16 protein-coding genes are annotated in these 23,804 nt (G+C 71.0%); 8 read left to right on the forward strand and 8 right to left on the reverse strand.

The window, feature by feature from the left end:
- Positions 1–247 precede the first annotated feature (247 nt).
- The 5 genes from O145_RS17295 (at position 248) to O145_RS18130 (ending at position 3,233) form a co-directional block, all read left to right on the forward strand.
- On the forward strand, positions 248–940 hold the full coding sequence (locus tag O145_RS17295) for an ATP-binding cassette domain-containing protein (protein ID WP_084682484.1): 693 nt from the start codon (positions 248–250) through the stop codon (positions 938–940).
- A gap of 179 nt (positions 941–1,119) precedes the next feature.
- Positions 1,120–1,251, forward strand: a complete 132-nt coding sequence (locus O145_RS19575) for a hypothetical protein (RefSeq protein ID WP_267489925.1) — start codon at positions 1,120–1,122, stop codon at positions 1,249–1,251.
- A gap of 92 nt (positions 1,252–1,343) precedes the next feature.
- Positions 1,344–2,054, forward strand: coding sequence for an ABC transporter permease (locus tag O145_RS17300; protein ID WP_169740332.1), 711 nt, complete (start codon positions 1,344–1,346; stop codon positions 2,052–2,054).
- Positions 2,054–2,824: an ABC-2 family transporter protein gene (locus tag O145_RS08755; RefSeq protein ID WP_229118469.1), complete on the forward strand. Its 771-nt coding sequence runs from the start codon at positions 2,054–2,056 to the stop codon at positions 2,822–2,824. The genes O145_RS17300 and O145_RS08755 overlap by 1 nt, the downstream gene beginning before the upstream one ends.
- A 271-nt stretch (positions 2,825–3,095) precedes the next feature.
- A complete protein-coding gene (locus O145_RS18130) occupies positions 3,096–3,233 on the forward strand; it encodes a hypothetical protein (protein WP_156966676.1) in 138 nt (45 codons plus the stop codon).
- A gap of 284 nt (positions 3,234–3,517) precedes the next feature.
- Here the strand turns inward: O145_RS18130 and O145_RS08760 are convergent, their stop codons facing one another.
- Positions 3,518–6,499: an alpha-L-rhamnosidase gene (locus O145_RS08760; RefSeq protein ID WP_084682489.1), complete on the reverse strand. Its 2,982-nt coding sequence runs from the start codon at positions 6,497–6,499 to the stop codon at positions 3,518–3,520.
- Positions 6,500–6,849: 350 nt separating this feature from the next.
- Positions 6,850–7,566, reverse strand: a complete 717-nt coding sequence (locus tag O145_RS08765; protein WP_043562308.1) for a TetR/AcrR family transcriptional regulator — start codon at positions 7,564–7,566, stop codon at positions 6,850–6,852.
- Between the two features lie 208 nt (positions 7,567–7,774).
- On the opposite strand from O145_RS08765, the gene O145_RS08770 reads away from it, so the two are divergent.
- Together O145_RS08770 and O145_RS08775 are read left to right on the forward strand one after the other, a co-directional pair.
- Positions 7,775–9,166, forward strand: coding sequence for an MFS transporter (locus O145_RS08770; RefSeq protein WP_043562309.1), 1,392 nt, complete (start codon positions 7,775–7,777; stop codon positions 9,164–9,166).
- A gap of 144 nt (positions 9,167–9,310) precedes the next feature.
- Positions 9,311–10,579 carry a glycoside hydrolase family 1 protein gene (locus O145_RS08775; protein WP_043562310.1) on the forward strand — a complete coding sequence of 423 codons (1,269 nt, stop codon included), beginning with the start codon at positions 9,311–9,313 and terminating at the stop codon, positions 10,577–10,579.
- A 913-nt stretch (positions 10,580–11,492) separates the two neighbouring features.
- On the opposite strand, the gene O145_RS08780 is transcribed toward O145_RS08775, so the two are convergent.
- The 6 genes from O145_RS08780 to O145_RS08805 all read right to left on the reverse strand — a co-directional run bounded on the left by O145_RS08780 (position 11,493) and on the right by O145_RS08805 (position 21,410).
- Entirely contained in the window at positions 11,493–14,564 is a 3,072-nt protein-coding gene (locus O145_RS08780; RefSeq protein WP_052374888.1) for an alpha-L-rhamnosidase, read from the reverse strand.
- A 58-nt stretch (positions 14,565–14,622) separates the two neighbouring features.
- Positions 14,623–15,450 (reverse strand): class II aldolase/adducin family protein, encoded by an 828-nt coding sequence (locus O145_RS08785; protein WP_043562311.1) that lies wholly within the window; start codon positions 15,448–15,450, stop codon positions 14,623–14,625.
- Positions 15,451–15,511: 61 nt separating this feature from the next.
- Positions 15,512–16,678, reverse strand: coding sequence for an alpha/beta hydrolase fold domain-containing protein (locus O145_RS08790; RefSeq protein WP_052374889.1), 1,167 nt, complete (start codon positions 16,676–16,678; stop codon positions 15,512–15,514).
- 45 nt (positions 16,679–16,723) lie between these two features.
- Positions 16,724–18,247, reverse strand: a complete 1,524-nt coding sequence (locus tag O145_RS08795; protein ID WP_043562312.1) for a rhamnulokinase — start codon at positions 18,245–18,247, stop codon at positions 16,724–16,726.
- A 75-nt stretch (positions 18,248–18,322) separates the two neighbouring features.
- The gene (gene rhaI, locus O145_RS08800; protein WP_043562313.1) at positions 18,323–19,507 is read right to left on the reverse strand and encodes an L-rhamnose isomerase; all 1,185 of its coding nucleotides are present in this window, start codon (positions 19,505–19,507) and stop codon (positions 18,323–18,325) included.
- Between the two features lie 571 nt (positions 19,508–20,078).
- Positions 20,079–21,410, reverse strand: coding sequence for an MFS transporter (locus O145_RS08805; RefSeq protein ID WP_229118464.1), 1,332 nt, complete (start codon positions 21,408–21,410; stop codon positions 20,079–20,081).
- A 328-nt stretch (positions 21,411–21,738) separates the two neighbouring features.
- Here O145_RS08805 and O145_RS08810 point away from each other — a divergent pair, with 328 nt between their 5' ends.
- Positions 21,739–22,791 (forward strand): LacI family DNA-binding transcriptional regulator, encoded by a 1,053-nt coding sequence (locus O145_RS08810; RefSeq protein WP_043562314.1) that lies wholly within the window; start codon positions 21,739–21,741, stop codon positions 22,789–22,791.
- Positions 22,792–23,804 lie beyond the last annotated feature (1,013 nt).

The following is a 23,804-nucleotide window of genomic DNA, read 5'->3' on the forward strand; positions in this document are numbered from 1 at the left end:
TGACTCCACTCCACCCTGGGGCGCAGGACGCAGGGCGAGGCCGACCAGGAGCACCGGGCAACAAGACAAGCAGCCTGAGGCACAGATTTCAAGGCTGTCCGAGACGCGCCCGGCAGTCCAATCCCGACGGCACAACGTGGTCGTGGCAGGCGCTGTAGTACCAGGCGATGCACGACGCCGAGTACGCTCGCGACTGGGAAGAGTCTGTTATACTCCGCCGAACGTCAGCATAAGGAGATGATCGTAGATGGCGAGCGAGTTGCACTCGATCCGGTGCTCAAGACTTACGAAGCGGTATCGAATCAAGCAGCGGGAAGAGGGGACTTTGTCGGCGGTGGCGTCCCTATTCAAAAGCCATTATAAAACGGTGACCGCAATTCGAGACGTGGATTTTACCGTCGCAGCGGGTGAGAGCGTAGGCCTCCTCGGTGGAAATGGTGCCGGAAAGACTACCCTCCTCCGAATGCTGGCCGGAGTTATCGCTCCAACCCGTGGCAGCATTAATGCTGCCGGCTATGTTCCTAGCGATCATAGATACGCGTACCTGCAGGATATTTCACTGATGATGGGACAGAAGAGTCAACTGCAGTGGGATATTCCGGTGGTCGAGTCCTTCCGTCTCCATCAAGCGATCTACAATGTGACTGATAGTGACTACCGGTCACGCTTGGCCAGTCTCATCGATGCCCTCGGCATCGAGCCCTATCTGTCCAAGCCGACGCGGAGCCTGTCATTGGGCGAGCGTATGCGCTGCGAGGTGGCGAAGGCACTGCTTCACGCTCCTCGGATGCTATTCCTCGACGAGCCTACAATCGGCCTCGACCCGGATGTGCAACGTCAGTTGAGAACATACCTGCGTCGCTACTGTCAGGAGCGGGGGCATCGCTCCTTCTTACCAGCCACAATATACGTGACATTGAGGAGCTGTGTCCGCGTGTGATTGCGCTAGGCGAGGGTGCTATAATATATGATGGTTCCTTCCGCGGATTGATCGAGCGACACAGACCCGGTGGTAAACTTAATGTAAGCGTTGCCGCTGCGGACGCTTCCACTCTCGAAGCCTGTTGTTCAGCAAGGGGACTTGCTCTCGAGAACGCGGGTGAGGGCGAGTATATGATCGTGATTCCCGAGACCGAGTTCGGCCCTGTTCTGCATTGGCTGTCGGAGCAAGTCACATTGCTCAAGATGAGCCGAGGTGAGCCTCGCACCGAAGACGTGGTCGCCGACCTGTACCAGCAGAGCGGCATGTGAGTGATCCGATGGCTAATGCAAAGAGACTGATTCGGTTTTACCGCGCTCAATTCCGACTTTCGGTCTCTTCTGAACTCGAGTACAAGGGCGCTGTGTGGCTGTGGGCTCTCGTTGGCATGTTGCAACCTCTGGTTACCGGATTCGTCTGGATCGCGACTTCGGAGTCTGCCCAAGAGCGCTCCTTCTATGCTCTGTATTTTACTGCCGGTGCGGTTTTCGCCAACCTGACCTCGGTATGGGTGATGTGGGACTACCGGCAACGCATCACTTCGGGTACATTCTCCTCGTATCTTCTGACGCCTGTTCACCCCTTCCATCGGGATCTCTGTGCGATGCTTGCCAGCAAGGTTGTGGGTCTTCCAATTGTCCTTACCGGCGCTGTTCTTACTGGTGCCGCAATGGGTGCCAGTCTCCCTCCGAGCATTTCGGGTGCGCTGCTCGGTCTGGTTGTCCTCGCCCTTGCTGTTGCTCTTCGTTTTGTAGTGGAGTGGGTCTTGGCGTTGGCGGCGTTCTGGATGGTCCGGACGGATGGACTGAACTCGCTCTACTTTGCAGTCGCCACCCTTCTAAGTGGAGCCTTCGCGCCGCCGGACCGGTTGCCCGCATGGATGCGTGCGGCGAGCGAATTTACCCCTTTTCCTTACTTCTTAGGGTACCCTCTGGAGATATTTACTGCGCGGACTACATCAAGGGATGGACTGCGTGTTATCATGGTCCAACTCGTTATGATCTTGATCTTCGGGGTGCTAGGCCGTCTGATCTATAAGCGTGCAGTCCGCCACTACGAAGGAGTGAGCTCGTGATGAAGTCAGTGGCTGCTACTGCTGTGCGGTGGACGCGTATCAATCGCGCTTTGGCTCGAGCTGCGCTGCACACGTTGGTGCAATACAGATCAGATCTGTTGGCTGCGTTGTTCGCATCGATCCTCTCGGTGGCGACAGCACTCGTTGGAATTCTGATCATAGCGTTGAATACTGAGTCACTCAACGGCTGGGACTCGGCGGGGCTCGTTGTGCTTCTGGGCGTGCACCACATTATCGGGGGTGTGGTGGGGTGTAGTCTGATGCCTTCTCTGCAAGACGTTGTCGGTATGATCCGTGACGGCTCGTTCGACTATATCGTGGTCCAGCCTATTGATGCTCAGTTCCATTCCGGGGCTCGCGTGTTCCGGGTCGATGCGGTCGCGGGCGTGATTACCGGTGTGGTTCTTGTCCTTGCTGTTTCGCCGCAACTTGATATCACTCTGGTGAGCGTGATGATGTTCCTGGCGACGCTCGTCGCCGCGTCACTGTGCGTGGCAGGTTGGCAGTACGCGGTGGCTGGCCTCGCATTCACGCTTATCCGTGTCGACGCGCTGTTCACTGCCTTCGACCAGCTCTACGAGCAAGCCGGCCGCTGGCCGGTGAATGTGTTCCCATCTTACCTGCGGGACATATTGACCCTCGCATTCCCCATCCTGCTCTGCGTCTCGGTGCCTGCTGCGAGCCTGTCGGCCAGAGGCACCATGGTGCAGGGGGTGCGGTCGTCACGCTGCTGGTCGCTGCTGTCGGATTCTTGGCGCTCTCGCGATTGATCTGGAAGTGCGGACTTAAAAGATACGTCGGAGGGGCGAGCTAATGATGAGTGATATGCGCATGCTTTTGAGCGGTATGGCTGAAGCTAAACAAGGTCGGTGGACTGCCGGGTGTGTCTCGGGCAGCTTTGAAGGCGGTGTCTCGGGCTGGTTGTCTTGTTGCTCGGTGGTCCTGGTCGGCCTCGCCGGGTGTCCTGTGCCTCGGGGCGGGGTGGAGCTGTTTCTGATCGTGTGTTCCGGGCTTGTTCCGGGCTCGGCCTGAGGGGGGGCGGTGTCCCGGATGGTCTTGCTTCTGCGCGCTCGCCCGGAGAACACCTCCGCGGCCTTCACGGCCTACATCACCAACCGCACCTTCGACTACGACTTCGAGCACACCCCAGTCACACCACCAAACACCGATCTTGTTTAACTCCAGCCATAGTAAGATCGACAGTCATATCGACAGAATCGACAGAGTGTGGCGATGTGGCTGTTGATGCGGGCGACGACGTCAGCGCGCCCCGGCCGGGTGGGGCCGGGGCCTCGGCAAGCGCGCAGCCGCGGTCCTGACGCGGAAGTGAACCGATCTCGAGCCGGAATACGACCGATCTCGGCGAAGGGGGCTGCGGGGCCAGCCGGACGGACGGGCCAGCCGGACGGGCCGGCCGTCCGGTCGGGCGACCGGCGCGGCGGCCCCGGCCCTGCCCGGCCCGCTCAGCTCCTGAGGTAGGCGGGGACCTCGGCGGCGTGCGGGGCGACCTCGACGACGATCTCGGCGAGCCGGCCGCGCAGTCCCTCCAGCCCCGGGATGAAGCCGTAGGTCGTCGCCGCCCCTGGGAGGATCCGGGCCGTCGAGTCGAGGTCGTGGGCCAGGCTCCTCATCAGGGCGCCGGCCGGGTCGTCCCCGTAGACCGGGTGGCCGCAGGCGCGGACCGCCTCAACGACGCGCTCCCAGGCGGGAGCGTCGTCGATGAGGTCGCGCACGGTCAGGACCTCGCGGCGATCGGCCCCGAGCATCTCCGCGGGCGCGCTCACCGTCCGCTCGTGCAGGCCGTGGCCCACGACCTCCGGCTCGGCCCCGGGCAGCACGAGCTCCGCCGTCGCCCCCACGGGCACCGCTACGCGCACGGTCAGGCGGTCCCCGTCGAGCGACCACGACGCCGACGCCGTCCCCAGCGGCAGGCGCCGCACGACGCTCGCCGAGGCGAAGCCGTGGCCCACCTGCGGGGCCACCCGCAGCGTCCGGCCCCCGGCGCCCATGAGACCGAGCCCGCCGACGTCGGTGAGCAGCCACTGCGTGACCGCCCCGAGGGCGTAGTGGTTGAAGGACGTCATTTCGCCGGGGTTGATGGAGCCGTCCGGGAGCATGGAGTCCCAGCGCTCCCAGATCGTCGTCGCCCCCATGGTCACCGGGTACAGCCAGCTCGGGCAGCCCCGCTCCAGCACCAGGCGCGCGGCCGTGGCCGCCTGCCCGCCCCTGACCAGGGCCTCCGGCACGAGCGGGGTGCCCACGAAGCCGGTGGAGATGCGGAAGGCGCGCAGGCGCACCAGGTCCGCCAGCCGCCGGCCCGCGCCGGCCACACGCCGGGGCGTGTCCAGCAGGTCCCAGGCCAGCGCCTGGGCGTAGACGGTCGCGCAGTCCGACAGGATGAGGCCGTCGGCCGTGACGTAGGCGTCCAGGTAGGCGGCGCGCACGCTCGCGGCCAGGGCCTCGTAGCGGGCGGCGCGCTCGTCCTCGCCCAGGACCGCCCAGGCGCGGGCGGTGATGTCGGCGCTGCGGGCGAAGTAGGCGGTGGCGACGACGTCGGGGTCCGCCTTGGCGGCGCCCGGGTTCTCCGGCGGGGCGTCGGGGTCGAGCCAGTCGCCGAACTGGAAGCCGCCGCGCCACAGGTGCGAGGGCCCGGCCGCGGCGTCCACGCCGTCGACGAAGCGCGCCATGGCCTCCACCGCGCCGGCGAGGACGGAGGCGTCGCCGGTGGCCTCGAAGACGGCCCACGGCACGAGCGTGATCGCATCCCCCCACGCGCAGGTGAGCTTCGTCCCGCCCAGCACGTCGGGGAAGACGACCGGCAGGGCGCCGTCGGGGGACTGCGCGGCGGCCAGGTCCCTCGTCCAGGAGGCGAGGAAGGCGGCGGCGTCGTACAGGGACAGGGCGGTGGGGGCGAAGGCGCCGATGTCGCCGGTCCAGCCCAGCCGCTCGTCGCGCTGCGGGCAGTCGGTGGGCACGGTGATGAAGTTGTCGATGGTGGACCAGCGCGTGTTCTCCACCAGCTTGTCGATGAGCGGCTGGTCCGACTCGAACCAGGCCGCCCGCTCCATGCCCGCCGAGACGACGCGCGCGGTCGCCGCGCCCAGCAGCGCGGCGTCATCGCCGTCGAAGCCGTCCACCTCGACGTAGCGGAACCCGTGCTGGGTGAGCGTGGGGGCGAACACCTCCGGGGACTCGGGCCCGCTGTCCCCGGACAGAGTGACGCGGTCGGTGCATTCGGCCGCGCGCAAGGGGCGGGTGCCGAGCTCGCCTGCTTCCAGGACCTCGGCGTGGCGCAGCGTGATCGTGCGCCCGGCCTCGCCGCGGGCGGTCAGGCGCACGTGGCCGGTGAGGTTCTGGCCGAAGTCGACCACCCGTCTGCCCGACGGCGTCGTGATGACCTCGACGGGCGCGACCTCGCCGACGACGGTGGGCAGCGGCAGGGCGGTGGGCTCCAGTGCGGCGGTGCCGAGGGCGTCCTGCCGGGCCAGGACCTCCACCGGCGCCTCGGCCTCGTGCGCGCCGAGGGCGGGCAGGCGCAGGTCGGTGGACTGGCCGTTGTAGAGGTCGTTGGCGGTGATATTGGAGGGGCGCCAGGCCCACTGCGCGTCCGTGCCGACGGTGGTGCGCGCACCGTCCGGCCCGCTCAGCTCGACCTGGGCCAGAAGCCACAGGGCCCGCCCGTAGACGCACTCGCGCATCTCCCAGGTCAGGTGCCCGCGGTACCAGCCGTTGCCCAGGACGACGGCGATCTCGTGCTCGCCGGGAGTCAGGGCGGCGGTGACGTCGTGGGTCTGGACGAGGAAGCGGTCGCGGTACTCGGTCCAGCCCGGCGCGAGCTCATCGGTGCCGACCCTGACGCCGTCGATGAAGGCCTCGTAGACGCCGGCCGCGGTCAGGTGCAGGCGGGCGGCGGCCGTGCCGGCCGGGACGCTCAGGCGGCGCACGAGGACGGGGGCGGCGTCGGTGCGCGTGTTCCCAGGGGCGGCAATGGGCCGGGCGGCCCAGTCGGCGCGCTCCAGCAGCCCGGTCTCGACGACGGCGGGGGCGGACCAGGGCGAGAAGGCGCCGTCGGCCCCGGCCACGCGCACCCGCCAGGTGGCGCGCTCGCGGGAGGCGAGGGGGGAGGCGGGCCAGGGGACGAAGGTCGAGGCCGGGCCGTCGAGGGCGATGGTCCCGGTGGTGGCGCTGGTCGCTGGGGTGCCGGCCGGGGCGCGCGTGATCTCGACCTCGGCGCGCTCCTGCGTCCAGCCCGCCGGGGCGCTGGGGATCTCCCAGGACAGGGCGGGCGCGGCGCCGGTGCCGCCGAGCACGTCGGCGCCGGCGCGGTGGTGGTCGGCGCGCAGGCGCTCCGGGGCGGACAGCGGGCCGACGGGGTCCGTCGGGGGCGGGGGCGCGGCGTCGAGAAGAGTGGCGGGGCCGGTGCCGGTGGACGTGTGGTCGGTCATGTGGGTGGGCATATAGTGTCTCCGGGTCGTCGTTGAATCGTTTCATAGGCGGTATGGGGTCAGCATAGATGATTGGCTCCAGAGCCGCTGGTCCTGTCGGACCCTTGCGGTCTGCCTCAGGCGCCGCGGTCGCATGTCTAAGGCATGACGGCGCGAGCGGAGGGCCGCGCCGCCCGGGTGCGTCTGAACGTGAACGTTTCGGCCGAGAGCCCGCGTGCCCGGCCCGCTCGCGGCCTCCGCCCTCCCCCGAACCGGTCTCGAGCCGGAGACCTGCCGATCTCGGCGAGAGGGGCGGGCAGCACCGGCCCTCGCCGTAATCAGTCATCCAGCGGCTCCTCCCCGCTGCGCCGTCAGGTCGCACGCAGGTCCTCGGCGAAGGAGCGGACGACGGCGGCCATGTCGACGCTGCGATCGAGGAGCCACTCGCTCTGAACCCCCTCGATGAGGGCGACGAGCTGCGTCGCCGTCAGCTCGAGGTCGAGATCCTCCCGGATCCGCCCCGCGGCCTGCTCCGCCGCGAGGTCGGCGCGCAGCTGGGCGCGGAAGCGCCGGGCCAGGCCGACGGCGTACTCGTGCGCGGGGTGGTCGGGGTTGACGGCCTCGGCGCGCATGAGCGAGTCGAGCTGGATCAGGCCCGGGATCGCGGCGTTGTGCTCCATGATCCTGGGCAGGGCCTCGAGCAGCCCGTGCTCGGCGAACAGGTCGGCGCGCCACCGGGCCTCGGTCTCCTCGCGGCGGGTGAGCACCGCCTGGAGGATGGTGTCCTTGGTGCCGAAGTGGTGGCGCAGCAGCGTGTGGCTGACCCCGACGGCCTCGGCGATCTGGCGCAGGGAGAGGCTGTTGAAGCCCTGCTCGGCGAAGACCTTCATGGCGGCGTCGATGATCTCGGCGCGGCGGCGCTCGCCGTTGGCGTAGCGGGTGCGGCCGTCCGGCGGGGCGATGGCGGCGCTCGACCCTGCGGCGGGAGCGGACAGCCTTCCACGGGTCGGGGTCGGCGAGGCTGTCGGTTCCGCGGCTGCGCCTCTCCGGGCCCGATCCGTTGCGGTGCTGCGTCTTCCGCTCGGCATGGCGTTCTCGCCCCTTCTCGCGTGGCCGTCGGCTGAGCTCCTGGGGGCAGCCTATCTGCCGAGACGCGGGACGCGCGACCTGAATAGTGATATAGATCTCTTACAGGTTGGGCAACTTATGACTAGGGTGAAACGTGTCAACAGGTCCGGCCCTTCCCGCCGGCCTCCACCGTCGGCCCAGGCGCCGACCTCATCTCAAGGACGATCGATGAGCACTCCCACCGATGCCCCGCCCTCCGAGGGCGCCGAGGCCGCCCCGACCCTCGCCGTCGAGGAAGTCCCGACCGAGGCCGACGAGGCCGTCGTCGAGCCTGACAACGATGCTGAGCACGGCGCAGCCGGCACAGCCGGCACAGCCGACACTGACGACGTTGAGGCCATCACCCGCACCTACGGCAGGCCCTCGCGCACCATCCCACTGGTCCTCCTGGCCGCCGTGGGCGGCTACATCATGATGCTCACCCTGGGCACGGCCCTCCAGCTGCGGCTGTCGGCCATGGACGAGGCGACCGCCACCACCGTCTACTCGCGCATCACGACCGTGTCGGGCATCCTGATGCTCTTCGCGATCCCGCTGATCGGGGCCCTGTCCGACCGCACGACCAGCCGTTTCGGGCGCCGCCGCCCCTGGATCCTCGGCGGCTACCTCGTCAGCCTCGCCTGCATGGCCGCCATCGGGACCATGACCAGCCACCTCGTCATCGGCGCCGCCTACGTCGTGGGCATTACCGCCGCCCAGGCCGGCTTCAACGCCTACTCCGTCATCCCCGTCGAGGGCGTGCCCAACAAGATGCGCGCCCGGGTCATGGGCTTCATGGGCATGATGGGCGCGCTCGCCATGAGCGCCGGCGCGGCCATTGCGGGCAGGCTCGTCGGCACGCCGGCCCTTATGATGACCGTCCCCGTGCTGCTGGCCCTGGCCACCACCTTCCCCCTCATTCTGCTCTACAAGGACCCCCAGCGGGACAAGGACGACGTCCCGGCCCTGGACCTGCGCGGCCTGTTCGCCGGCTTCTTCGTCAACCCCCGCAAGCACCCGAACTTCGGGTGGGTGTGGCTCTCCCGCTTCCTGGCCGGCGTCGCCATGACCGCCTTCCTGGCCTTCTTCGTCCTCTACCTCATCACGAACCTCCACTTCTCCCCGGCCGAGGCCGGAGCCAAGGCCGGCCTGCTGTCCCTGTACTCCGCGCCCGTGTCGATCGTCCTGTTCACCGGGTCGGGGTGGCTGTCGGACAAGATGGGGCGGCGCAAGCCCTTCGTCATCGGCTCGGCCCTCGTCATGGCGCTCGCTCTGGTCATCGGCGGCCAGGCGGGCAGCTTCAACCAGTTCATCGTCGCCTGGATGGTCTTCGCCGTCGGCCAGGCCATGTACCTCACCGTCGACCTGGCCCTGTGCGCCCAGGTCCTGCCCAATGAGGCGGACACCGGCAAGGACATGGCGGTCTTCGGCCTGGCCCTCAACCTGCCCAATATCCTCGTGCCCGCCGTCGCCCCCACCATCCTGGGGCCGGGGAACAACTACACGCTCCTGTGGGGCGTCGCCGCCGCCCTGTGCGCGCTGGGCGCCGTCGTCATCCCCCTGGTCAAGGGCGTGAAATAGCCCGACGACGACGGTCCACCCGGCCCGGCACCTTCCGGCCGGCCGGGCGGGGCCCGGCCGGCCGCCGTCGCGCCCCGCCCAGACCTCTGGAGCCCGAGAACCCGCTGAGAACCACATGACCGAGACGATCCGAGGAGTCATCCCATGACGACGAACGCCCCAGCCCCCGCCACCCCCTTCCCCGAGGACTTCCTGTGGGGGACCGCCACCGCATCCCACCAGGTCGAGGGCGGCAATACCAACAACGACGTCTGGCTCTACGAGCACGTCCCCGGCACCATGTACGCCGAGTCCTCCGGCGACGCCTGCGACCACTTCAACCGCTACCGCGACGACATCGCCCTGCTCGCCTCGCTCGGACTGAACGCCTACCGCTTCTCCCTGGAGTGGAGCCGCATCGAGCCGGCGCCCGGCGAGTTCTCCGCCGTCGCCATCGAGCACTACCGCGACATGCTGCGCGCCTGCCACGAGCACGGCCTGACCCCGATCGTCACCTACCACCACTTCACCTCCCCGACCTGGCTCATCGCCCGCGGCGGCTGGGAGGACGCCGGCACCCCCGGGCTCTTCGCCCGCTACTGCCGCCGCGTCACCGCCGAGCTCGGCGACCTGTTCGAGATCGCCTGCACCATGAACGAGCCCAACCTCGCCATCCTCCTGGGCGAGATGGGCCTGTGCGAGGCGACCCCCGCCCAGCGCCTGGGCAACCCCACCTGGGAGGGGGCCGCCCGGGCGCTCGGGACGACGGCGGACAGGGTCGCCGGCTTCCAGCTGAGCGCTACCGAGGAGGCCTTCGAGATCAAGGTCGCCGCCCACAGGGCGGCCGTCGAGGCCATCAAGGGCGTCAAGCCCTCGATGAGGGTCGGCTGGACGCTCGCCAACTCCGACTTCCACGCCGCCCCCGGGGGCGAGGAGCGCGCGGCGCGCATGATTGAGGACAACAACCTGCGCTACCTGCGCGTGAGCGAGGGCGACGACTTCGTCGGCCTGCAGACCTACAACCGCACCGTGCTCGGCCCCGACGGCCCGGTGCCGCCGGCCGCCGGCGCCGTCGTCAACCCGGCCGGCGAGGAGATCTGGCCCTGGGCGATCGGCGCCGTCGTGCGTCAGGCCTGGGAGACCGTCAAGGTGCCGATCATCGTCACCGAGAACGGGCTCAACACGGAGGATGACACCCAGCGCGTAGACTTCCTGCGCACCGCCATCGCGGAGGTCGGCGCGGCAATCGCCGACGGCGTGCCGGTGGGCGGCTACATGTGCTGGTCGGCCATGGACAACTTCGAGTGGGTCTTCGGCTACGGCCCCAAGTTCGGGATTATCGCCGTGGACCGGGACACTCAGGAGCGCACGGTCAAGGAGTCCGGCCGCGTCTACGGCGAGATCGCCCGGACCAACGGCGCGTCCCTGGCCTGACCCTTTTTTCGCCGAGATCGGTTCACTTCCGCACCGAGATCGGTTCAGTTCCGCGTCGAGATCGGTTCAGTTCCGCGTCGAGATCGGTCGTATTCCGCGTCGAGATCGGTCCGACGGACCGATCTCGACGTCTTGGAGCCGTGGCCTCTGGCCTGAGACCTGCAGACAGCAGGAAGGGCGAGGACCTCGTTGTCCCCGCCCTGTTCGGCGTGCGGGCTGGTTCCCGCGTGGCTCCGGCTGACAGCGCCCGGAGATCTGTCGGTGCCCGGCTCGGTGGCTCAGCGCTGCTCGCCCTGGGCCTGCTCGGCGGCGAGGGTGCGCTGGAGCTCGCGCTCGCGGGCCACGGCGGCGCGGATGGTGAGGTCGATGTCGAAGAACATGGGGTCTTCCTCTCCTGGGTGTTCCTGATCGGTTCCCGCTCCTTGCGGAACGAGAAGACGCACGTCCGACGGGGCTCCGTCGTCGTGCGTCTTAAGAAGACTAGCCACCGAGGAAGCGGGTTTCCATCCGCCCGGCGCTGTGAGGTTCGAGACGGGCTACGGCCTCGCCCGATGGCCGTGGCCCTCGCGGTCGCAGGCCGGGCGCCGCTCCCGTCCCGCCCAGGGCGTCGCGGGTCCGGGTGGAGCCGGGCGCGGCCACACCGTCGTCCGCGTCCCGTTACGGCCGGAGCCGACTGGGCGGGAGCGCGAGCCGGACGGCGGCGGGCGCCCGCCCTTTGAGCCGGTCGTCTGGATGACTGGCACCAAGGCTCGAGCGGCGGTGCTGCGGTACAAGGCGACAGCCGCGCTGCGGGCACCCCGGACCGATCTCGAGCCGGAAGTGAACCGATCTCGGTGCGGAAGTGAACCGATCTCGGCACGGAACTCGACCGATCTCGACGCGGAAGTGAACCGATCTCGGCGAAAGGGCGGGCTCACAGCGAGACGACGGTACGGCCGGCGGCCAGATCGCGGGCCGCGCCGTCGGGGCCGACGAGCTCGCCGCCCACCCCGGCGGGCAGCTCGACCTCGTAGCGCACCGCCGCACCCGGTCCGCCCTGCCGGGCCCAGGACACGGCCACGCGCCCGAACGGCGTGTCGCGGCTGGCCCGGCCCCAGGAGACGGGGCCGCCGGTCAGCGGCGCCACGCGCACCCGCCGGAAGCCCGGCTCGGCCGCCTCGATGCCGCCCACGCGGCGGAACAGCCAGTCGTCCACGCAGCCGAAGGCGTAGTGGTTGAAGCTCATCGCCCCCACGGTGCCGTCCGGGGCGACGGCCGTCCACGACTCCCAGATCGTCGTCGCCCCCCGGGCGACCTCGTAGAGCCAGGAGGGTGCGGTGTCCCGGGTGAGCACCGCCCAGGCCAGGTCCTCCCGGCCGGCATCCACCAGGACGTCCAGCAGGAAGGGCACTGAGAGGAACCCGGTGTCCAGGTGCCGCTCGGCGGCCTCGACCAGCGCCGCGAGCCGGTCGGCCGCGGCCCGGCGCCGCCCGGCGTCGGGGATGAGGTCGAAGGCGAGCGCCAGGACGTAGACGCCCTGCAGGTCCGGCTCCATGGCGCCGTCGTCGCCGACGTACTCCGCGGCGAAGGCGCGGCGCACCGCCTCCCAGCGCTCGGCGTAGGAGCTGGCCTCCGCCTCCCGTCCCAGGGCCCGGGCGACCAGCGCCATGGTCCGCAGGGCCTCGGCGTGGAAGGCCGAGCCGACGATCTCGCTGGTGAGCCGGGGCGCTACCATGACGGCGTCGAGTGAGCCGTCGGCCAGGGTCGAGGGCGCCAGCCAGTCCCCGAAGTGGAGGCGCGAGCTCCACAGCAGCCGCTGGCGGGCGGCCTCGTCGTCGCTCAATGCCTCCCAGCCGGCGGTCCGGTCCGGACCGTCCCAGTCCTCCGTGTCCCCGCCGCCCGCGCCGCGCAGCCGCGGGGGCAGCTCGGCGGCGGCCTGGCGGGCCTGCATGTCCACCCAGGCCCGCATGGCCGGGTAGCACGCCGCCAGCGTGTCGGCGTCCCCGTAGCGCTCCCACAGCGCCAGCGGCACCCGGATGATCGCGTCCCCCCAGCCGGCCGCGGCCGTGATCCCCCCGATGCCGCCCTGGCCCTCCATGGCCTCCTGGCGTGGGGCGAAGGGTGAGATGATGACGACGCGCCCGTCGTCCTTCTGGTCGGCGCGCACGTTGCGCAGCCAGCGGGCCAGGAAGGTGTGGACCTCGGCGTTGTTGGTGGCCGCGGGCGCGAAGATCTGGATGTCCCCGGTCCAGCCCACGCGCTCGCGCTGGGGGCAGTCGGTGGGGATCGACAGGAAGTTGGCGCGCTGGGACCACACGGTGTTGGCGTGCAGCCGGGTCAGACGAGGATCGGAGCACTCCAGGTCCCCGGCGGGCTCCAGGTCCGAGCCGATGACGACGGCGGTGGCGGCGCCCTCGGCGAGCTCGCCCGGGTAGCCGGTCACCCGCGCGTAGCGGAAGCCGTGGAAGGTGAAGGCGGGCTCGAAGACCTCGGGGGAGTCGGGCGTCCCCGTGCCGGCCAGGACCCACACGTCGCGCTGGTCCTTGTTGGGGCCCTGCACGTTGGAGAAGAAGGTGCCGTCGGCCGCCAGGTGCTCGGAGTGCTCCAGGACGATCTCGGTGCCGGCCGGCCCGACGGCGGACAGCCGCACCCGCCCGGCGATCACCTGGCCGAAGTCCAGCACGGTCTCACCCGCTGGGGTGGTCAGCACCCGGGCGACGGGCAGCTCCATGAGGCGGCGCACGGGCTCGCCGCGGAAGGGCTCCAGGGCGGTGGCCGGGTCGAGCTCGGCGGCCGGGATGATGCGGACCGGGTCCCAGGCGCCGTCGTCGAAGCCGGGGGTCTCCCAACCCGCGACGGCGGTGGCGAGGCGGTCGTCGCGCCTCTCGCCGATCATGATGTCGCTGTAGCGGATGGGGCCGGCCTGGCTGGAGCGGGCGGAGGCGTCGGGGCCGTAGACGGCGCGGGTGCCGTCGGCGCGGGTGACGGACAACTGCCACCAGCCGCGCAGGAGGGCGCCGTACTGGGCGGACTCGCCGGTGACGGTCATGCGCCCGGCGAACCAGCCGTCGCCCAGTCGCAGCCCCAGCGTGTGGCGGCTCTCGTCGGCTCCCGCCGGGCCGCCCGGGCCGGCCAGGAGGCGGGTGACGTCGTGGACCTCGAGCTCGGTGTAGGTGTGGTAGCTGGTCCAGCCCGGGGCCAGGACCGTGTCGCCCACCGGGACGCCGTCGATGAAGACGTCGATAACGCCCTGGGCGCTCACGTAGAGGCGGGCGCGGGTGATCGGCGCGGCAGAGGCCGAGGATGCCGGAGAGGCGCCCGGCCCCGCCTCCCGGTCCGCGTGGCCCAGGTCGAGGTCCTGGCGCACGAGCTTGACCGGGTGGAGGCGCTCGCCTGCGGGGGCGCGGTCCTGGGGGATGAAGAGGGTCTCGAAGTCGGCCGGTGGCTCGGGCTCCACCGGCGTCTGGGCGGGCTCCACCCAGGGGGAGACGACGTCGGCGGGGTCCAGGAGCGAGGTGGAGAAGGCCGAGACGGCCCACTGCGAGGGGGCTGCGGCCGGGCCGGGGCGGGCGGTGCCGCCAGAGTCGGCCGGGGCGCCATCCGGAGCGGCCGCGTCGGGCCCGGTGATCTCGCCGGGCCCAGCGTCGTCGTCGGGCCCGACGGCGGGGGCGCCGCCCGCCGTCCACACGCGCACGCGCCAGGTGTAGTCGGCGTCCGAGACCAGGGGCTCCCCCGCGTAGGGGACCCACGGGCTCATGGGAGGATCGTCCACATCCACGCGGCCGGTGGCCCAGACGGCTGGCTCGACGGGAGCCCCAGTGGCCGCGTCGAGGCGGCGGACCTCCACCTCGTAGGCGACGGCGGCCTCGGTGCCGGGCACCTGCCAGGCGAGCACGGGCCCGCGCACGGCGACGCCGAGGGGCTCTCGCTGGTGGTCCACCGTGAGACGGGTCGGCGCTGGTGCGGGGGCGGCGGCGCGGGGTGCGGTGCTGGCGGGGGCGCTCATGGCGAACTCCTTCGTCCTTAAGGTCGGGCGGTGGTGACGGGCGGGCCGGTCCCGCGTCTCAGAACAGGTCGGTGGGGACGTCGAAGGCCTCGACGACGGCGCGCAGCTCGGCGTCGGTCACCCCCTCGCCCAGGCCGCCGGCCATCATGTCGCGGACCTCGTACATGGCGCCGGTCTCGGCGTACTCGACCTTGTCGACCGCGGCCAGCGGCGAGTCGTCGGAGCGCACCATAATGCCGTGCTTGGACCACAGGACGATGACGTGGTCGCGCAGGGCCCGCACATTGCTCTCCATGAGCTCCTGCGAGCCCGGCACCATGAAGTCGAGCACCTCGATGCCCGCGGGGATCTGGACGATGGTCTCGGGCTCCCAGCGCAGGATGCGGCGGTTGAACGCCTTCGTGCTGCGCAGGTCCCTCACGTGGGAGAGCTGGACCAGGTACGGGGGCTGGGCGTGGATGACGGCCTGGAACCCCGCGCCGCGCCGCTCCACCTGGTCGTTGTGCACGGCCAGGTGGGAGTTGAACTCGCTGGTTGGGCGCTCGTAGGCCCGCTGCGGGTGGGTGTACCAGGTGCCGGTGGCCCCGCCGTCGTCGACGACGAAGGCCGAGACGTTCGCCTCGGGCGAGGCGGCGACGTCGCGCAGGCGGCAGCCCGAGCCGGTCACCAGGACGGTGCGGCCGGCCAGCGCAGGGGCGGGCAGCGGCAGCTCGGTGCCGGGGCGGACCTGCGGGAAGCGGTCGGCGAGGCCGAGCTGGTCGGCGCCGGCGGCGACGGATACGGAGATGTTGCCGGCGCCGGCCTCGACGGCGCTCATGTGGTCCAGGCGGCGCCCGGCGGCGCCCATCTGGGCGAGGATGTCACTGAGAGCGGGAGTGGTGGACATGAAACTCCTTTTCGGTTCCGGTGGCGGGTGTTTGAGGGGTCTGGCTGAGGCCTGCGGGAGGTCATCGTGCGCGCGCCAGGCGGGCGGCGAAGCGGTCGAGCGACCGGGCGGTCAGCGGGCTGCCGACGGCGTTGAGGTGACCGTGCGGGACACCCGCGCAGGTGACGCACTCGACGTCGGCGCCAGCCGCCGCCAGCCGGCGGGCGAAGGCCTCTCCGGAGGCGCGCAGGTCGTCGTTCTCGCAGTTCTCGATGTAGGTCGGCGGGTAGCCAGCCAGGTCGGCGGCCTCGCCCGGGAAGGCATGGGCGGGCACGTCCCGGACCGGTCCGCCGAGCAGGTTGGTGTTCAGGGCGGCCATGACGTCGGCGGGGAAGCGCAGGACCTGCGGCATCTCCTCCAGGCGGTCGGCCAGCTCTTCCGAGGGGGCGGGCCAGTGCTCGGCGTGGAGGACGGGGTAGGCGAGCAGCGCCTGCCAGGGGGCGGCGCCGTCGTCTCGGCCGCGCAGGGCGACGCCGGCCGCGAGGCATCCGCCCGCACTGGCCCCGCCGACGGCCAGACGCGCGGGGTCGACGCCGAGCCCGGCGGCGTGGGCGGACGTCCAGCGGAAGGCGGCGCAGGCGTCGTCGTGCGGCACGGGGTGGTGGGTGGCCCCGTCATTGCACAGCCGGTAGAAGACCGAGACGACGGTCGTCCCCGTGCGGGTGACGATGCCGCGGGCCACGGCGTCGGCCTCCGGCATGTCCAGGTCGCCGGCCACGAAGGCGCCGCCGTGGTACCACACCAGGCCGGCGCGCCGGCCGTCGTCGTCGGCGGGGGAGGGGACCGGTGCGATCCAGCCCGGCTCGGGGCGGTAGATCCGCAGGGGGATCGGCCCGTGAGGCCCCTCGATCAGGCGCTCCTCGGCGGTCGAGTGGGTTTCCTCCGGGTCCCCGAAGGGAGCCGACCAGGCGTCCATGGCCCTCGTGGCCTCCAGGGCTGCCGCTGCCCCGCCGTCGGAGGGCGCGCCCGTCTCGGCCCGGCCGGGAGTCTCCCGCGCCGTTGCGCCCGCGGCTGCCATCGCCATGGCCGCGGCCAGGGACTCCGGAGAGGGTGCCGGCAGGCCCGCCAGGAGGGGCAGCCGCTCGGTGTAGGGCGGCAGGAAGCCGCCGGCGAGCGGAGCCAGCGGAACGCCGTCGCGGGTGGCGGCGGGTTGCGGCGCCGTAGGCGCGTACTGCGCGTCATCGATCATCAGGGTGTCCTCTCAAACGGCGGGATAGGGCGACGGCGGACGGCTTCAGCCGAAGAGCCGGTGCTCGACGGCGTCCCAGCCGGCGGCGGCGTCGGCCTCTGGCGTGTACCGCGCGATCCGGCTGGAGTCGCGGATGAGGCGGCGCAGGTCGCCCAGGTCGCCCTCGATGAGCCCGGCGCCGCGGGCGGCCACGACCATGTTGCCCAGGGCGGTGCCCTCGGCGGGGCCGGCCAGGACCGGCAGCCCGGTGGCGTCGGCGGCCAGCTGGCACAGGAGCCGGTTGTTGACGCCGCCGCCGACCATGTGCACGACCCTCACCTCCCGCCCGGACAGCTCGGCCGCCCGACGCACGGCGCGCCGGTAGGCCAGGGCCAGGGAGTCGTTGATGCAGCGCACGTACTCCCCGGCGCTGCGGGGCCGGGGCTGGCCGGTGGCGCGGGCGGCGTCGTCGATGCGGGCCGCCATGTCCCCGGGGGCGTAGAAGGCGGCGTCGTTGATGTCGACGACGGTGCGCAGCGGCTCGGCGGCGGCCGCGGCGGCGTCGAGGTCGGGCAGGGAGGTCTCCAGGCCCTGGCTCCGCCAGGTGCGCACGGCCTCGTTGAGGACCCACAGGCCCATGACGTTCCTCAGGTAGCGGACCGTGTGGTCCACGCCGAGCTCGTTGGTGAAGTTGGCCCTCTGCGAGGCCAGGGTGAGCACCGGCTCGTCCAGCTCCAGGCCGACCAGGGACCAGGTCCCGCAGGAGATGTAGGCGAAGTCGGGCTCGGCGGCGGGCACGGCGACGACGGCGGAGGCCGTGTCGTGGCTGCCGACGGCGACCACGGGCGTGGGCTCGCCGTCGGGGCCGAAGACCTCCAGCGCCTCGCGCCGCACCGGCCCGATGACGGTGCCCGGCTCGATGATCTCGGGCAGGACGCCGTCCAGGTCGAGGCCGAGCTCGGTGCGCAGGCGCTCCAGCAGGGGCCGCGACCAGGTGCGCAGGCGCGCGTCCACCAGGCCGGTGGTCGAGGCGTTGGTGACCTCGGCGACCCGCTGGCCGGTGAGGAAGCAGGCCAGGAGGTCGGGCAGGAGCAGCAGGGTGCGGGCGTAGGCGCCGTTGGAGGCCCGGGGGATGCCGTTGTCGCGCGCCTGGGCCACGAGCTGGAACATGGTGTTGAAGTCCTGCACCTGCAGCCCGTTGACCGCGTAGATCTCGCGCGCCGGGATCCTGGCGAAGACCTGCTCGGGGATGCCGCGGGTGCGCGCCGAGCGGTAGGCGTGGACCTGCGCGGACAGGGTGCCCGAGCCGTTGACCAGGCCGTAGTCCACCCCCCAGGTGTCGATGCCGATGGCCGACAGGGGGCCGACGTCGCGCACGGCCGCGAGCAGCCCCTCGCGCACCTCGTCCCACAGGCGGAGCATGTCCCAGAACAGGCGCTCGCCCTCGCGGGTGGGCAGGGGGATGACGCCGTTGGCGAAGCGGCGCGTCTCGGTCAGGGCGATGCGTCCGTCGGCGATGGTGCCGACCATGACGCGTCCGGAGGAGGCGCCGAGGTCGACGGCGCCGATGTGGACGGGGGTGGCGGTCATGAGGGTTCCTTTCGGACGACGACGTCGGGTGCGCGGCTCGGGGCCCGGGCGGGGCGCGGCTGAGGGCGGGGAGGGTCAGGCGCCCCAGCCCGCCGCGTTGCCGCCGACGCGCTCGGCGCGCACCCGCTCAAGGTAGCCGGAGTCCAGGAAGGCCCGCATGGGGTCGGGGGCCAGGCCCTGGGACTCGCGCAGCTCGGCCAGCAGGGGGCGCACGTCGGTACTGAAGGCGTCGACGAAGACGTCGTTGGCGGCGAGCACGTCACCGGCGGTCTGGGCCGCCTTCAGGGCCTCGCGGTCCACAAGGAGCGCCTTGGCGGTGGCCTCCTGGACGTTGGTAGCCGAGCGGATCTCGCCGGGGATCTTCTCCTCCAGGTTGTGGCACTGGTCGAGCATGAAGTTCACCCCCGAGTCGGGGGCCAGCGCCCCGGCGTCGACGATCTCATTCATAATGCGGAAGAGCTGGTAGGGGTCGGCCGCCCCCACGATGAGGTCGTCGTCGGCGTAGAAGCGGGAGTTGAAGTCGAAGGCGCCGAGCCGCCCCAGGCGGATGAGCTGGGCGACGATGAACTCGATGTTGGTCCCCGGGGCGTGGTGGCCGGTATCCAGGACGACCTTGGCCCGCTCGCCCAGCGCCAGGCAGTGGACCAGGGAGGTGCCCCAGTCCGGCACGTCGGTGTGGTAGAAGGCCGGCTCGAAGAACTTGTACTCCAGGACGAGGCCCTGGTCCTCGTCCAGGGCCGCGTAGATCTGGGCCAGGGAGTCGGCCAGGCGGTCCTGGCGCTCGCGGATGGAGTCCTGGCCGGGGTAGTTCGTGCCGTCGGCCAGCCAGATCTTCAGGGCCGGCGAGCCGGTGGCCCGCATAATGTCGATGCACTCCAGGTGGTGGGCGACCGCCTTGGCGCGGATGCGCTCGTCGGGGTTGCACAGGGAGCCCAGCTTGTAGTCCTCGTCCTGGAAGACGTTGGAGTTGATGGTGCCGATGGAGATGCCCTGGTCCTCGGCGTGGCGGCGCAGGGCGTCGTAGTCCTCGACCCTGTCCCACGGGATGTGCAGGGAGACGCGCGGGGTGATGCCGGTCAGGCGGTTGACCTCGGCGACGTCGTCGATCTTCTCGAAGGGGTTGCGGGGCACGCCCGCGGTGGTGAAGACCCGGAAGCGGGTGCCGGAGTTGCCGAAGGCCCAGCTGGGCAACTCGATGGTCTGGCTCTCCAGCAGGCTGCGCGCCTCGGGGCTCAGGTCGGACAGGGTCGGGGTGGTCATGTGGTTCTCCTGGTCGTCAGTGACTGGGGGGCGGACCTGGAGGCGGGCCGCGGCCCGCCCCGGTAGGGATTGCGACGGGGGTAGCATAACTGGGATTGAACCGTTTCACAAAGGTGTTTGCCCCTCTGCGCCCGCGCTCCCGATGCTGGGCGACGCCTGCGCCGAGGGGCGCGCGTTCACCCCGTCGGCGCCGTCCTCCTGCGTGCCGCGCGCCGTCCTCCTGCGCGCTGCGTCCGTCGGCGGGCGCGATTCAGGGCGCTCCCGGGCGCTCCCGGTGCTTCGGGCGGGCCGGGCTCCTCAGCGTCAACGGAAGTTCGTCGCGTGAACGTACTTTTCTCCCACCTTACTGAGCTCTATCCCCAGTAGGATGGGAGAAAGGTACGTTCACGCGGGAAAGGTACGTTCACGTTCCCGGGCGCTCGGACCCTGGGCGCTCGGACCCCGGCGCCGTGGCCCCGCTCGTGCGTGCGCGCACCACCCCGGGACCCGGACGGGACGGGGCTCAGGCGTGCGAGGCCGTGGAGCGGGGCGCCTACGCATGGCCCGGCCGGGGCGGGGTGGCGGGCGGGTCTCAGTCGGAGTGCGCGGGCTCGGCCGGGACGGTGAAGTCGACGTCGGCCTCCTCGGCGGCGGCGACGTCCGCCTCCGCGTGGCCCTCGACCTGGAACTCGTTGCGCTGCTTGCCCCGGAATCCCCAGATCGCGAACGCGTAGCCGACGACGGCGATGGCGGCGAGCGCCAGGTAGGCCATCTGCGGGCTCAGGCGCAGCAGGATCGGGGTGAAGGCCGCCGTCAGCGCCGCGATGACGCGGGCGACGGAGATGATGGCGCCCTGCGCCGTCGTGCGCAGAAGGGTGGGGAAGGACTCCTGCGTCCAGACCTTCATGATGCCCTCGAAGGCGAAGCCGCTGCCGAGCCCGTTGACGACGGTGACCGCGACGTAGCTCCAGACGTGGAAGCCGCCCAGGATGTAGATGAAGTAGGAGCCGGCGTAGCAGGCCGCGCCGAGGTAGAAGTAGGGCATGCGCCTGGGGGTGTCGACGATCCTCATGAACCAGATGCCCCAGAGGAATCCCAGGGGCATGAGGAGCAGTCCGATCTGGCTTGAGAAGGCGACGTCCATGCCGATGATGTTGACGTTGATCCAGGTGGTGAACTGGCCGCCGGTGTTGGCCGGGATGTTGACGAGGGAGTAGAAGAGGATGAGTGCGAGGAAGGGCTTGAGGTAGGGGCGCCTCAGGAGCATCGACAGCTGCGCGCGCTCGGCCCGGACGGTCTCCTTGCCGGCCTTCTTCTCCGCCTGGGCCTCCAGCCAGACGTGCGACTCGGGAATGGGCAGGCGCGCGAGCAGGACGATGATCGCGATGACGCCGACCTGCCCGTAGAGGATCTGCCCGCCCAGCTTTCCCCAGTTGCCGACGACCGAGGCGCAGGCGATGGCGCCGACGATGCCCACGGTCCACAGGATGTTGGACAGGCCGATGATCTTGCCGCGGTTGGAGTCGGTCGAGGTCTCGGCGATATTCGCCAGCGAGACGGGCAGGTCGGCGCCGGTGCCCAGGCCGACGAGGATCGTGCCCGTCAGGAGCATGCCGAAGTTGGCTGCGAAGACCTGGCACAGCGCTCCGACGGCGATGATGAGCATGGTCGCGGAGAAGACCGGCTTGCGGCCGAAGCGGTCGCCGAGGCGGCCGCCGAACAGGGCGCCGCAGGCGATGGCGAGAGTGATCGCCATGGAGGCGATGCCGTACTGGCCGTCGCCGAATCCCATGGCCATCTGGTAGATGACCAGGGCGGTTCCGGACGACACGATGGCGCAGGAGTCGATGTAGGACGCCATGCCGGAGACGACGCCGACGACCCAGGGGTTGGGTGGCGTCGCGGAGCGGGTTTGCGAGGGCACGTGTTCTCCTTTGAACAGGTAGGGCGGCGGGAGGGTCGGCGCCTCCCCCGGGGGCTCGTGGCGGAGCCACGGTGTTGAAACGTATCAATCCGGAACGTTAGCACGTGCGTATGAGGGCGGCAACCTCGTTCCGAGATGTTTTGAATCGTTTCTTCGGGTCGCGACCGCCGGGAGGCGTCTGCCTGCGGCGGGCCGGACGACGTGCCCGCGGATGGTGCTCTTGAAGACACTGCCCGCCGGGCGACGGTGCCGTACCCTGCGGGGGAGGGCCGCTCGACGAGGCGGGAGTGCGAGACTGGACTGTGAGTCGGGATTAAGGAGGGGTGCCGTGGCTCATCCGTCAGTGCGCGACGTCGCCGAGAGGGCCGGCGTCTCCGTGGGCACGGTCTCGCACGCGCTCAACCACCCCGAGCGCGTGGCCGACTCGACCCTGGAGCGGGTCCGCGCGGCCATCGCCGAGCTCGGCTTCGTGCGCTCCGAGACCGCCCGGCGCCTGCGCCACGGCGGCTCCTCGCTGGTCGGGGTGCTCGTCCACGACATCTCCAACCCCTTCTTCACCGAGGCCGCCCGCGGGATCGAGGACCGCCTGCGCGAGGACAACCGGGTCCCCATGCTGGGCTCGACCGACTCCGACCCCGACCGCGAGCGCGAGCTCATGAGCCTGCTGGCGGGCCTGGACGTGCGCGGCGTCATCGTGACGCCCTCGACCTCCACCCTGGACAACCTCGCGGTCCTGGCCGGGCGCGGCATCCGGGTCGTCCTCATGGACCACCCGCCGATCTCGGAGGAGCTGCCCACCGTCTCCGGCGACGACGTCGCGGGCGCGCGCGCCGCCGTCGACCACCTGGTCGATCTCGGCCACCGCTGCATCGGCTTCGTCAACGGGCCGCTGTCGGTGCGCCAGTCCATCGACCGCCGTGACGGCGTGCTGGCGGCGCTGTCGGAGGCCGGGCTCGACCCCGCCGAGGTCCTCCGGGAGGTCGAGGCGGTCAGCGGCGGGCAGGGCTACACGGCCGACGCCGGGGCCGCGGGGGCCGCCGAGCTCCTCCGGGCCGACCCTCCGCCGTCGGCGCTGTTCTGCGCCAACGACCAGCTGGCCATCGGCGCCATGCGCGAGATCCGTCGTCGCGGACTGGCCATCCCCGACGACGTCGCCATCGTCGGCTACGACGACGTGGCCGTCGCCTCCGAGCTCATCACGCCGCTGACCAGCGTCCACGTGCCCATGCGCGACATCGGCCGGGCCGCCGCCGACCTCCTGCTCGCCGACGGCTCCCAGGTGCGGCACGTGTCCTTCGCCCCCGAGCTCGTCGTGCGGGCCTCGACGGCGGGGGCGCCGGGCCGGGCCGGTCCCGGTGCGGAGGCGGACCGGCCTCGGTGAAGGTGGCCGAGGGCGTATGGTGCACGTGCTCGAGCGGGTTTGCCAATATTTGGCGAATTATCGGACGAATATTATGCTGTCTGCGGTTTTCTTCCAAGATGAGTCGCTTGACGTCGTAGGCTGGCCGCGTCCGTTCGCACTCGGGGCCTTCCCCGGTGCCCTGTCGAAGGAGTCTCGTCGTGTCGGAGCCCCAGAAACCGCAGACCAACGCCCCCTCGACCCATGCGTCGGGCGCGGCTTGGCCCTCAATGACGCCTGCCGCCCAGAGCGGGCAACCGGGCCAGGCGGCGGAGGATGAGATGTCTGACGCCGCGCACTCGATGGAGACCGTGAGGGTCGACCCCCGCACCCTGGAGATGCTGCGCGGCAACGGGCAGTCCCGGTCGTCCGCGCAGCCGACTTCCGGGCAGGCCTCGTCCTCCTCTTCCTTTTCGCAGCCGACTTCCGGGCAGTCGCCCGCAGCGGGGTCGGGCGCCGGCGGTGCGGCCTACGGCGCTCCCGCTGCCGGAGGCCGGACGCTCGGGGCCTCCGAACGCGATCTGGCCGCCCGGTCGCTCGAGGGCTCCGCGGCGACAGTCGCCCTTCCCTCGGGAGGATTCCGGCCTCCCGCGGGGAGTCCCGCCCCCGGCTCCCAGCCGACGCCGTCCGGTGGGCCCCGGCCGGCGTCCCAGGGCGGGGCCCAGCAGGCCGCGCCGGGCGGGGCCGCAGGATATGGGGCATACGGAGGGTATGGAGGATATGGGGCGGGTGCTGCTGGTTCCGCTTACGGGCAGCCGACGCCAGCGGCCGGTCCGGCGGCCCCAGGGCAGTCGGCGCCTGCGAACCCCTCTGACGCCGTGGCCGCCACCGTTCAGGCTCCCTTCCCCTCGGCGGCGCCTGGCATGTCCGGCTCCGCGCCCACGGGATCGTCGCAGGCCGCTCCGTCTGCGACTCCGCCGATGGGATCCCCGCAGAGCGGCAGGTTCTCCGCCCCGCAGAGCGGCGGGCTCGGCGGGCAGCAGAGTAGTGATGTC

The sequence above is a fragment of the Actinomyces israelii DSM 43320 genome (assembly GCF_000711965.1).
Taxonomy (GTDB): Bacteria; Actinomycetota; Actinomycetes; order Actinomycetales; family Actinomycetaceae; genus Actinomyces; species Actinomyces israelii.